Annotated in this window: 8 protein-coding genes; 6 read left to right on the plus strand and 2 right to left on the minus strand. The window is 45.9% G+C overall.

Annotation, left to right across the window (positions count from 1 at the left end):
- Positions 1 to 39: 39 nt before the first annotated feature.
- Complete coding sequence (nspC, locus tag J8N69_RS13470; RefSeq protein ID WP_168823167.1) at positions 40 to 1,137, minus strand: carboxynorspermidine decarboxylase; 1,098 nt, start codon at positions 1,135 to 1,137, stop codon at positions 40 to 42.
- A gap of 363 nt (positions 1,138 to 1,500) precedes the next feature.
- Between nspC and J8N69_RS13475 the strand changes: the two genes are divergently transcribed.
- Entirely contained in the window at positions 1,501 to 2,082 is a 582-nt protein-coding gene (locus J8N69_RS13475) for an NnrU family protein (RefSeq protein ID WP_168823169.1), read from the plus strand.
- A gap of 127 nt (positions 2,083 to 2,209) precedes the next feature.
- Here the strand turns inward: J8N69_RS13475 and J8N69_RS13480 are convergent, their stop codons facing one another.
- Entirely contained in the window at positions 2,210 to 4,120 is a 1,911-nt protein-coding gene (locus J8N69_RS13480) for a methyl-accepting chemotaxis protein (protein ID WP_168823171.1), read from the minus strand.
- A 154-nt stretch (positions 4,121 to 4,274) separates the two neighbouring features.
- Between J8N69_RS13480 and yegD the strand changes: the two genes are divergently transcribed.
- From yegD to J8N69_RS13505, 5 genes are all read left to right on the plus strand, one after another.
- Positions 4,275 to 5,639, plus strand: coding sequence for a molecular chaperone (gene yegD / locus J8N69_RS13485; protein ID WP_168823173.1), 1,365 nt, complete (start codon positions 4,275 to 4,277; stop codon positions 5,637 to 5,639).
- Positions 5,640 to 5,779: 140 nt separating this feature from the next.
- Positions 5,780 to 6,853, plus strand: coding sequence for an FUSC family protein (locus J8N69_RS13490; RefSeq protein ID WP_227803897.1), 1,074 nt, complete (start codon positions 5,780 to 5,782; stop codon positions 6,851 to 6,853).
- A gap of 85 nt (positions 6,854 to 6,938) precedes the next feature.
- A complete protein-coding gene (locus J8N69_RS13495; RefSeq protein ID WP_227803898.1) occupies positions 6,939 to 8,417 on the plus strand; it encodes a sigma-54 interaction domain-containing protein in 1,479 nt (492 codons plus the stop codon).
- 49 nt (positions 8,418 to 8,466) lie between these two features.
- Positions 8,467 to 11,847, plus strand: a complete 3,381-nt coding sequence (locus tag J8N69_RS13500) for a DEAD/DEAH box helicase family protein (RefSeq protein WP_168823179.1) — start codon at positions 8,467 to 8,469, stop codon at positions 11,845 to 11,847.
- Entirely contained in the window at positions 11,834 to 12,427 is a 594-nt protein-coding gene (locus tag J8N69_RS13505; RefSeq protein WP_168823181.1) for a PDDEXK nuclease domain-containing protein, read from the plus strand. The genes J8N69_RS13500 and J8N69_RS13505 overlap by 14 nt, the downstream gene beginning before the upstream one ends.
- Positions 12,428 to 12,438: the final 11 nt, after the last annotated feature.

The raw sequence follows: 12,438 nt of genomic DNA on the forward strand, positions 1-12,438 counted from the left end.
CTCCAAAAATAAAAAGTGTTGAACCGTCTCAACTTGTGATTAAGACAGGTTATGCTCAAAATCGTTGTAATTAAACTCTCTAACGAGCTCGATGCTGCCATCCAGTTGGCGTATGGCAATAGACGGCATTTTTACACCGTTAAACCAGTTCTTTTTCACCATGGTGTAACCAGCGGCGTCTTGAAAAGACAGGCGGTCACCAACTTGCAGTGGTTTATCAAATTTAAATTCGCCAAAAATATCACCTGCCAAACAAGACTTCCCACAAATCATGTAGTCGTGTTCGCCTTCGCAAGGCGCCATTTTGGCGTTTTCACGGTAGATCAGCAAATCCAACATGTGGGCTTCAATGGAACTGTCCACAACCGCCAAGTTTTTACCGTTGAATAAGGTGTCTAGTACCGTGACTTCTAGTGTGGTGCTTTTGGTAATGCTGGCTTCACCGGGCTCTAAATACACTTGAATGTCATATTTTTCGGCAAACGCTTTTAGACGCTGGCAGAACTTATCAATAGGGTAGCCTTCACCGGTAAAATGAATGCCGCCGCCAAGGCTGACCCATTCAACTTGTTGGATAAGATGACCAAAGCGCGTTTCAATCAGCGTTAGCATCTCGTCAAAGCGTTCAAAATCGTTATTCTCACAGTTATTGTGGAACATAAACCCTGAAATGTCGTTTATCACGGTGGCGATTTTTTCTGGATCCCATTCGCCAAGGCGACTAAATGGACGCGCGGGGTCGGCAATCAAAAACTCAGACGTACTGACTTGTGGGTTAACGCGTAAGCCACGGGTTTTGTCTTGACTGGCGTCTTTGAAGCGATTGAACTGGCCGATCGAGTTGAAAATAATCTTATCTGAGTGTGCTAACACTTCGTTAATTTCATCATCAGAGTAAGCCACGCTGTAGGCGTGCGTTTCGCCTTGGAACTTGGTTTTTCCTAGTTTGACTTCGTACAAAGATGAGGAGGTGGTGCCGTCCATGTACTCTTGCATTAGGTCGAATACCGACCAAGTGGCAAAGCATTTTAGTGCCAGTAATGACTTGGCTCCGGACTGTTGGCGCACATAAGCGATCTTCTCTAAATTCTTCAGAAGCGCCGCTTTATCAATGAGGTAATAAGGTGTCTTGATCATGGCAACCTGCCCGTTAGTCAAAACGGTGTATTCTAGAGCAAAGAAGGGGGCTTTTTCTAGCTTAAAAAAGGTATTTTACAGGGCTTTTTGTGACATTTTAGTGACTCAGCTGCCATGGCGAGAGAAGTTTGTCTGCTAAAGAGATTTTCGGTTGGCTGTTTGCTTTCAATTGGCCGTTTCTATGACCTAAATACCGCTCATGGATAATCAGCGATAGGTCTGCTGATCATTTCACTTTATAATTCGCCATAATTATAGCGCTTAGATTGCAGTAATACGATGCGGCCACCGCTTTTAAGGATGACAGCAAACTTAAAGGTAACCGCGAATAGGTTTTTTAAAGAGTATGAGGAACATCTTAATATGTTGATTTTAATCATGGGGCTAGTGATTTTCTTTTGTGTGCACTCCGTTCGTTTGGTGGCACCGCAGTGGCGTGAGGCCAGTTTTTCACAACAGGGTGCAATGCGTTGGCGGGTACGTTTTGGGCTGATTACCTTATTGGCCACGGCGTTTATTATCATGGGCTATCTGCAAATGCGTGCCGAACCGGTTTGGTTATGGTTTCCGCCCGTTTGGTCGCGCCATTTGGCGGCGTTATTAATGCTGGTCGCGCTGTTTTTTGTTGGCTCTGCGGTGATACCGAATACCACGATGAAAAAGAAAATCGGTTATCCAATGTTGATTGCGGTGAAGGTGTGGGCGTTTGCTCATCTTATCAGTAATGGCAATCTTGCCGATGTTTTGCTATTTGGCAGCTTTTTGGTGTGGTCTATTGTGAGCTTTGTGGTTTATCGTCGTCGTGACCGAAAAGCCGGTGTGGTGCGAGAAGGCGAATCGGGTGTGCCGTTTGATTTAGCGGCTTTTACCTTTGCCATGGTGTCTTGGTTTACGATTGTGTTTTATCTGCATCAGTCGATTATTGGTGTTTCGCCGCTCGTTTAAAAGGTGGCACAAGCGCTTGTAAAACGCCCTGCTAGTCATCTAGCAGGGCGTTTTGGTTTATGGCTTGAGTGATAACCTGATTTATAGCGGTGATTTAAAAAATCACCGCTATTTAAAAAGAGGCCGCTTAGGTTCTAAAGTGGTTGATGTTTTTGGTCAAATCATCTGCCAAGCGTTTTAACTCTTCTGCGCGTGATGCGCTTTCGGTCGCCAGAACCACTAATTCAGTGGAGCCTTGCTGAATGTCTACGGTGTTTTGATTGACCTCGGCGGTAACGCTGGTTTGCTCTTCGGTGGCGGTGGCAATTTGTGCCGCGCGGTCATTGATTGTGGTGACTGCTTGTTGGATTTTATCCAAGCTGTCTTTGGCCTGATTAACGTCTTCCACGCTGCTGTTTGCTCGGGTATGGCTTAATTGAATCTTAGCAACGGCGTCTTTGGTGATGCCTTGCAAAGCCTCGATCATTTTTTGAATTTCTTCAATAGAGCTGTAAGTGCGTTGTGAAAGCACGCGCACTTCATCGGCCACCACGGCAAATCCACGACCTTGTTCACCGGCACGAGCGGCTTCGATCGCAGCGTTTAGGGCAAGCAAGTTGGTTTGCTCGGCGATGGCTGAAATCGTAGTCAAAATAGTGTTGATGCCATCGGCGTTTTTGCTTAAATCGTTGATCACATCGGCCACGCCCTGTATGTCAGCGGCGAGCGTTCTAATGCTGTCTTGGCTCTTGATAACCTGACCTTGGCCAAGATTGCTGGCGGCGACGGTTTCATCGGCATTGACGGCGGTATTGGTGGCGTTGCTGGCAATTTCTTGGGTGGCTTGAGACATCTGATGAATCGCCGTCGCGACCATGGAAATATTATGCTGTTGCTCTGCCAATTTTTGCGCACTGTTATGAGACGAATCATGGGCCGCATTGGCTTCGCCAGCGAGCTTATGACCAATGTCTTTTAGATGCGAAATGGTGCCATGCAATAGCGCCACGAATTGGTTAAAGTTGCCAACCAAGATGGCGATCTCGTCTTTAGAGTTGGTGGTTAAGCGTTGGGTTAAATCTCCGTTCCCTTGAGCAATTTGCGCCATACTGTCCGACACTCGACGTAAGTCTTTCAAAAGGAAGCGAGTGACTTGAACCAGGATCAAAGACGCAATAAGCAATAAGACCAGCACACTAATCACTAAGCTGGTTCCTAGCTTAACCATTGGAGCGTTTAATGTTTGTTGCTTCATCATTAGCCCCAACACCCATGGGCTTCCCTCAATATTACTGGCGTACATCTTGATCGTTTTACCATCGAGTTCTAGCTGAGTGAAACGGGCTTGTTTTTGTGTGCTTTTAAAAAAACGGCTATCGAGAACCGGAGACAGGTCCGCCGCGTCTTTTAAAATAAGATTGCGGTTTGGATGAGCGATGATCTTACCGTCACCATCAAACAGCGTGCTGTAACCATCGCCTGCAACATTCATCGCCATAATGGTGTCCATTAAGCTATCTAAAAAGACAAGTCCACCAATGGCACCAATAAATTTGCCGTTCAAAATGATCGGCTCGACAAATGTCATAGACAGTTTTTGTGTTGAAGCTGAAACATAAGGCGCTGTGACATAGGCGCTGTTTTTGGCTTTTGCGTCAACATACCAACTGCGTTCACGTGGGTCGTAGTCGGCGCTATTTAACGATGGGTCATGTCGATACATGGCACCATTTTCTAAGCCTAAAAACGTCATACCAAAGTTCAAACTGCTCTGAGCCTGCTGAAGTATATTCAGTATGTCTTTTTCGCTGACATCAGGGTTTTGCTGTAAGGACGCTTGGATTTTATTTTTTACCGACTGCATGGTGCCAATACGGTCGTTTGACCAGCTGTTAATGTAGGTTGATATGGTGTCTGCTTGGGAACTGACTTCGGACTGAATTCTAGTGTCGCTGGCGGTCATGAAATTATAAAAAGAAACGCCGCCAATCCCGACAGCGATGACAATCGCAACCAAGATGGATTGTAGGGTGATTTTAGTTTGCAGTGAAAGGCGCATGCCTGTGTTCTCCTAAATATGGCAAGAATGTATTGTTGTACAATACAGGTTCCAATGGGTTGATTCAGTATCAGGGGTATTTTGATACTTCGCAGTCTTTCTGTTATCGTCCGCGCCCGTTATTGTTAACCAATTGGTAGGTAAAAGAAACACTATGATTTGCGGCTTCGATTATGGAACATCCAATTGTGCCTTGGGATTATCCCAAGGCACGTCAGTGCAGCTTGTGCCATTAGAGGGGCAGCACGCATTTTTACCTTCTACTTTATACGCTTTAGATCGAGACTTAATTACCGAATCCGTTATTAGAGGAATGCACGATATTCATTCACGGCATACCTTTGCCGAGTTGCGTCAAAATGCGTTAACACGAGCCAAACGTGCGCGTTATGAAGAAGACATAGCGGATGAAGACCAAACGTTATTTTTTGGTCGTGCGGCGTTTGACGAATACTTTCAATGGCCGGAAGAAGGCTACTTCGTTAAATCCCCCAAGTCATTTTTAGGTGGCGCTGGGCTTCGTACCGAGCATATTCATTTTTTTGAAGACGTTGTCACCGTAATGATGCAAAACATCAAGCAACGGGCTGAAAAAAGTTTGGGTGCCGAGATAACACATACGGTGATTGGCCGTCCGGTTAACTTTCAAGGTCTAGATGCTGACGTGAGTAATCGTCAAGCGCTTGAGATTTTGACGACAGCGGGCAAACGCGCGGGCTTCAAAGAAATTGAATTTCTGTATGAACCCATCGCGGCGGGGTTGGATTTTGAAGTGACCTTAACCGAGGACAAAACCGTGTTGGTTGTTGATATCGGTGGGGGGACAACCGATTGTGCCATGGTTCGAATGGGCCCAGATTACCTTAAAAAAGAAGACCGGCGTGGTGATTTTTTAGCGCACACCGGTGAACGAATTGGTGGTAACGATTTAGACATACAGATTGCAGGCAAACATTTAATGCCGCTTTTTGGCATGGGTTCCTTGCTTAAAACGGGGCTGCCGATGCCCACACAAATGTATTGGAATGCAATCACCACCAACGATGTATCGGCGATTGCGACGTTTAATAGCCTAGCCACCAAGAATCAGATAAACCAACTTAGATTGGACGCTGCACAGCCAAAATTGATTGAGCGCTTCTTACGGATGCGCGAAGAAAAGCATAACTATCATATTGTGCGCAGTGCAGAAGAAGCCAAAATTGCCTTATCCGATGCGCAGAGCTACCTTGCTTCACTCGATTATATCGAAGCGGAATTGGCCGCTACTATTACCCGTGATGAATTGGCGAAATCGATCGCTTCGCCATTGGAGAAAATGTTAAGTCTGATGATGGCTGCAATAGCACAAGCGGGTGAACAACCAGACTTGATCTACATGACCGGCGGCTCGGCTAAATCGCCCGTTATTCGCGCGGCGATTCAACAACGCATTGGCGATATTCCGGTATTGGATGGCGATCACTTTGGCAGTGTCGCCGCGGGATTGACGGTATGGGCCGACCGAATCTTTAAATAACGCGCTAATCCCTTATGTATGAGCTCTTATGTATGAGTGCTGGTATAAAGTGCCAGCACCTCGTTGTTTGTTTGTTTTTTTCATAATATGGTATTTAATCAATGCTATTATGTTTAGCTACTAAACAATTTTCTAGGAGTGTGCTCTTGTTAAAAGCGTTATTTACTCAATTTAAGGCACTGTTTGCATGGAGCGATATTAAGCGCCCTTGGCATCTTGCTGTTCTGGCGGCGTTGTGTGTGGGTATTCCACCTTTAATTGGTGCTGCGGTGGACCAATTTGCAGTAGCGACCTTATCGAGTTTGGGGGCCATGGTGATTTTGTACTTACCCAAAACTCGTATAGCACATCGAATGGTGACCTTGGCCATGTGCTCCTTCGGCTTTATGGTGTGTTTTAGCGTGGGCGCGCTGGCAAGTTTTAACCCTTACCTGTCGGCCTTGGCGTTAGGTCTGTTGTCTTTTGGGGCGATTGTGATCACGCGTTACTATCGCTTGCCGCCGCCGGGCAGCTTTTTCTTTATCTTGGTGTCATGCTTAGCCATTTATTTGCCATTTGACCTGAGCCAATTTTCTCACAACGTTGGCATGGTCGCCCTTGGTGGTATGTTGTCTTGTGTGATGGCGTTTTTTTACAGCCTAATCACTGGTGCAAACGGTTTAGCAGAAACCAAAATCGAAACCGATACCCAAGTCAATGCGATTATTTTAGAAGGCGCCTTAGTGGCGTTTTTTATTGCTTTGTCTTATGCGGTGGCGGTGTTACTGGCATTGCCAAATGCGCTTTGGGTGCCGATTTCTTGCGCCGCTATTTTACAAGGCGCGACCTATCGTATTATTTGGCACCGTAATATTCATCGCATTGTTGGTACGGCGCTGGGTATGGGCGTTGCTTGGTGTTTATTTTCCCTACAGCCAAACTATTGGATGTTGGCGTTTAGCATGATCCTCTTTCAATTTGTTGTGGAATTGTTGATTGTAAAAAACTACGGCGCTGCGGTGATTTTTATCACCCCTTTAACCGTGATTATGGCGGAATTTACCAGCGCGAATACGACCACAGACGTTCTATTGCTTCATCGCTTAATAGACATTTCTATTGGCAGCGCGATTGGCATCATCGGCGGCACTATTTTCCATCGAACCTCTTTTCTTCACTATATCGAATCTAAAATGAATGCCCGCAGCTCGTTGTCTGGCCGTCGGCCTTCTTAGCCTGCTTACGATAGGTGTGAGAGACGCAAAACTGTAGTAACCTTTACGCTTTGCAGACAATGATTTAAATAGGGACAGAGTTGTGGTGGAAAAGGTATTGGTATCATGGATAGGTGAAGCGGATTTAACCTCAGCGAGTGCCAATATTCCAGCAAGTGGGCCGATTTCGTCGACCTTGTCACAGCTTTCTTTTGACCGAGTGGTTCTGCTTTGTTCTTATCCCGCATCTAGAAGCACACCTTATTTTGAATGGCTTCAGCGCCAGACTAACTGCCTGATTGAACACCAACAAGCAAAGCTTGTTTCGCCGGTTCATTTCGAATCCATTTATTTATCCGCCAATGGCATTTTACAGTCTTTAACCGATAGCCAATCGGCTATTTCCATTTTATTAAGCCCTGGAACGCCAGCCATGCAAGCGATTTGGATTCTGCTTGGCAAGGCAAGATACCCTGTGACGTTTTACCAATCCAGTAAAGAACAGGGTGTTCAGCGTGTCGATATTCCTTTTGATATTTCTGCAGAATACAGGCCATTAGCCACACAGTTAAACTCTCAACAGTTTGCGACGTTATCCTTTGAAAGTGAGGTTTCTAACGCCGCCTTTGAAAATATCGTCACTCAAAATCCTCACTTGCAGCGACTCAAACACCAAGCGCACATTCTGGCCGATCGGGATGTACCCGTCTTGATTCAGGGGGAAACCGGTACAGGAAAAGAGCTTTTCGCCAGAGCCATTCATAATGCGAGCGCGCGCTCAGGCAAACCTTTTGTGCCGGTGAATTGTGGTGCATTTCCTACCGAGCTGGTGGATTCTATATTGTTCGGTCACAAAAAAGGCGCTTTTACCGGAGCGATAGCCGATCGACAAGGGTATTTCCAACAAGCCAGTGGCGGCACTCTTTTCTTAGATGAATTTGGGGAGTTAGAACCCAGTGTTCAAGTTCGACTGCTACGGGTGTTGCAAGAAGGCGTGATCATGCCTGTGGGAGCCACTAAAGAAGAAACGGTCGATGTTCGAATCATCACCGCAACCCATCGAAACCTGATGCAGGCGATTCAAGAAGGGCAGTTTCGTGAAGATCTTTTTTATCGCGTTGCCGTAGGTGTGTTAACACTGCCACCATTAAGAGAACGACAGGGTGATGTTATTTTGCTGGCGCAGGCATTATTGCAAGAGATGGCAAAGCAAGACGTAGCATTGAAGAATAAGAAAATTTCTACCAATGCAAAAAATATTATCCTCGCGCACGCTTGGCCGGGCAACATTCGCGAACTACGCTCCACCTTATTACGGGCTTCTTTATGGAGCAGTGAAGAGGAAATATCAGCAGAAGACATCGAGCAAGCCTTGTTTGAAAGACCTCAGAATACTACCCGTTTATTAGATAGGGATATTTCACAAGGGATTGATATTCAAGATATTATTTCTGAAATAGTAAAGCATTATATTCCTAAAGCATTAGCGCATTCCAATGGCAGTAAGTCTAAAGCGGCTGAGTTATTAGGCCTTAAAAACTACCAAACACTCACTAACTGGATGGATAAATACAACGTGAAGTAAGCATTGGCATGCCTTTCGCTATAACACGAGTATGACAACACTATTATTTATGAAATCACAAAATTTTGAGTTTTTACGTCCTGAAAACGAAGCCTTAGCCAATCTTGCTGGGTTGGCCGAAGCGGTGTTGCATATTGACCCTGGTAGTACTTTGACACGCTTACGCAGTTTTGCTGAAGAACTCACCAAAACCCTATACAAAGAGGAAAACTTGCCGCGTATGCCTATGGCAAGTTTTCACGAATTGGCCAGCGACAGCGTGTTTAAAAATTGCACAGACCCTTCCTTGGTGAACTACATCCATATGTTGCGTAAGCAAGGCAATGCAACCGCACACGGTGGTGAAGGGGACAAGCGTTCTGCGCTCATTAATTTAGATATCGCCCATCAGTTATCTATGTATCTTGCCGTTAAATATTATGACAAAAAAGCGTCACAAATCCCTGCCATGAAGGCGATTTCGGACACAAACGTGCTTGCTCTAAAAGTGGCGGGTTCGTTAGTCAAGGCCAAAGAAGAATTAGAAAAACAAAAGAAGCTAAACGACGAGCTGCTTGAAAAAATTGAAAAAGAGCGCACCAAAAACCTCCAGTATTTGGATGCGCCAGCGTTTCCGGATCAGCTGAAACGTAAACAAGAAAGTGAAGCCATTGCCGATAGCTTGCAATGGAGCGAAGCAAAAACGCGCAAACTCTTAATTGATGCCATGTTGGTGCAAGCCGGTTGGAATGTGTCTGATCCAGAGCAAGTCGGCATCGAAGTGGAAGTTGCTTTTGCCAATAATCCATCTGGCAAAGGGTATGTGGATTATGTGTTGTGGGGAAGTGATGGTAAACCTCTTGCTGTGGTAGAAGCTAAGCGCGCAAGTAACGCCTCGGATCAAGCGGGTCGTGAACAAGCTCGACTCTATGCGAACTCGCTTGAGCAGCAATACGGCCAGCGTCCGGTGATCTTCTATACCAACGGCTATGAGACCTTTATTTGGGACGATGTCCAATACAACACGCCGCGAATCGTCTATGGCTTTTACAGCAAAGAGAGCCTTGATTACCTTATTTATCAACGCCAATACCGTGATAACCAGCTTGAACAAAACAACCCAAACTTAAACATTGCCGATCGCCTGTATCAAATTAATGCCATTAAATCGGTGGCTCATACTTTTCAAGAGCAGCGCCGCAAAGCCTTAATTATCCAAGCGACCGGCACAGGCAAAACCCGTGTTTCCATTGCGCTGGCGGATCTCATGCTAAACGCGGGCTGGGCAAAACGCGTGCTGTTTCTCTGTGACCGCAAAGAGCTACGAACCCAAGCCAGTGAGGCGTTTAAGACTAACTTACCCAGTGAACCACGGTGTGAAATCGGTGAAACCAATAAAATCGACGAAAACGCGCGTATTTATGTTTCCACCTATCCCGGCATGATGAACCGCTTTGCTCAGTTAGATGTGGGCTTCTTTGATCTGATTATTGCCGATGAAAGCCACCGCAGTATTTATAATCGTTACCGCGATATTTTTGATTATTTCGATGCATTACAGGTGGGGTTGACCGCCACACCAGTGAAATTCATTAGTCGTAATACCTTTGATATGTTCGGTTGCGAAACCACGGATCCGACTTATCAATTTGGCCTAAAAGAAGCCATCGAGCATGAGCCACCCTATTTGGTAGACTTTAAAGTCAAAGACGTCACCACAGAGTTTCTCCGTGATGGTATTCATTACAACGACTTAACCGACGAGCAAAAGCGCCAGCTAGAAGATGACCTTGGTTTTGACGAAGCGCAAAATGCCAAGTATCAAGGTAAAGACATTGGTCGTAAAATTTTCAGCGAGAAAACCGACCAAGAAATCCTTGAAAACCTGATGAACTATGGCATCAAGGATGAAACCCACTCTCTAGTCGGAAAAACCATTGTCTTTGCCAACAACCAAAAACACGCCGAGCATTTGGAAAAACTCTTCTGCAAGCTCTACCCACAATATGGCAACAAAGTCTGCAAAGTCATCCATAACAAGGTGCCCCATGTTGAGAGCCTAATTAAAGAATTTAAAAAAGGCGCTAATGACTTCCGTATTGCTATTTCGGTCGACATGTTGGACACAGGTATCGACGTGCCAGAAGTGGTGAACCTCGTTTTTGCTAAAACAATAAAGTCGTCAGTTAAGTTCTGGCAGATGATTGGTCGCGGCACGCGCTTATGTGAAAACCTATTTGGTCCCGGCAAAGACAAAACCGAGTTTTTGATTTTTGATCACTATGGCAACTTTGATTTCTTTGAACAAGCATACCAAGAGCCAAGCGATGTGGGCGGCAAACCACTACTGCAAACCTGCTTCGAGGCCCGAGTCAACCTTGCGATTCAAGCCCTCAAACACAACCACAGTGAAGGCTTTGATAGCGCGATTGAGTTAATCAAAGCGGATCTGGCTGATTTACCAAGAGATAGTGTGGCCGTGCGCAAAGTATTGCGCCAAGTGGATACGCTTCTGCAAACCAATAGCTTGCAGCAGCTCGACGCAACAACGCAGCATCTATTATTAGACACCATGGCACCGCTGATGGCGGTTCGTCCTCTCAAAGACAAACACGCCACACAGCTAGATCGTTTGATCGCTACGGTTCAAACCTGCCTGATCGAACACGCCAGCTGCTTTGAAGATGGACGCGACACCCTAATCGAGCATATGTCTACCTTGGCGGTTAACATTCAAGCGGTGCGTCAAAAACAAGCCATCATCGACGAAGTGAACAGCGCCGAATTTTGGCAAGCGCCAAGTATCGAAAAACTCGAAAAGGCTCGTAGCCAACTGCGCGGTATCATGAAATTCCGCCAAAGCGAATCAACAGCGGGCAGAGATCCACTCAAAACTCGCACTCAAGATGGCAAAGTTGTAACAGAGGTGCGCGAGCATAAACTTTATAACAGAGACGAAGTCAGCGTTTACCGTCGACGAGCCAAAGAGCTGCTAGACAACCTAGTTGCGACAAATCCGATATTACAAAAAATCAGAGCCCACGAGCCAGTGTCCGAAGACGACCTTAAAAACCTTACCTCGACTATTTTGACCACGCACCCAACCGTGAGTTTGGATGCCCTGAATGCTTTTTATGGTCGCACCGCTGATCAGCTGCACATGACCTTGCAAGAACTCGTTGGCCTGGATGCAGAAAAGGTGAGCGAACACTTCACCGATTTTGTGCATCGTCACCCCAATTTAACCGCGCAACAAGTGCGCTTTATGGATCTCTTGAAAACCTACATCGCCAACTACGGCTTTATCGACATTGCCAAACTTTACGAAGCGCCTTTTACCAGCGTCAGCCCCAATGGCGTCGATGGCGTATTTAAAGACACAGACGTAGACGACCTTGTATCCGTGCTCAAACCCTTTATCAAACAGGATGTTCAATATGGGAGCAAATAATACACTTCCCGATGTGCTGTATGGGCAAATTGCCAACCTATTACAGCAGGCACGCCTGCAGGTTAAAAAAACCATTAACCATCAAATGGTGTCGACCTATTGGGAAATTGGCCATTTAATAGTAGAGCATGAGCAACAGGGACAAGCGCGGGCAGAATACGGTAAACAGCAGTTGCAACAGCTTTCCAAACGACTAACGGATGAGTTTGGCAAAGGCTTTGATGTGACAAATTTGCGTTTTATGCGTCAATTTTATCTCGCATTTCCAAAACGCGACGCAGTGCGTCGTGAATTGAGTTGGACGCATCATCGCATTTTAATGAATATGTACGTGCGCATGTACGAAGAGCAAAAACGTGCCAGTGATGACAACCCAACCATTGGTTTGATCCTCTGCAGCGAGCGCAACAACACGGTTGCTAAATATTCTGTACTCAACGAAAGCAAACAGCTTTTTGCTTCCAAGTACGTTACTGCCTTACCCACTGAAGAAGAATTGCAACAAGAACTTGAACGCGAGCGCGAACACATACTGCGTATCCAAGAGCAGCGCGCGGCGTATCAATCGACTTCCGCTTAAAACACGATATA

The organism is Marinomonas profundi, assembly GCF_020694005.1.
GTDB classification, from domain to species: domain Bacteria; phylum Pseudomonadota; class Gammaproteobacteria; order Pseudomonadales; family Marinomonadaceae; genus Marinomonas; species Marinomonas profundi.

Bases quoted from the DNA above. Each gene is read 5' to 3' on its own strand.
- J8N69_RS13475 (WP_168823169.1), top strand. From the start codon at position 1,501: ATGTTGATTTTAATCATGGGGCTAGTGATTTTCTTTTGTGTGCACTCC.
- nspC (WP_168823167.1), bottom strand. From the start codon at position 1,137: ATGATCAAGACACCTTATTACCTCATTGATAAAGCGGCGCTTCTGAAG.
- yegD (WP_168823173.1), top strand. From the start codon at position 4,275: ATGATTTGCGGCTTCGATTATGGAACATCCAATTGTGCCTTGGGATTA.
- J8N69_RS13480 (WP_168823171.1), bottom strand. From the start codon at position 4,120: ATGCGCCTTTCACTGCAAACTAAAATCACCCTACAATCCATCTTGGTT.
- J8N69_RS13500 (WP_168823179.1), top strand. From the start codon at position 8,467: ATGAAATCACAAAATTTTGAGTTTTTACGTCCTGAAAACGAAGCCTTA.
- J8N69_RS13505 (WP_168823181.1), top strand. From the start codon at position 11,834: ATGGGAGCAAATAATACACTTCCCGATGTGCTGTATGGGCAAATTGCC.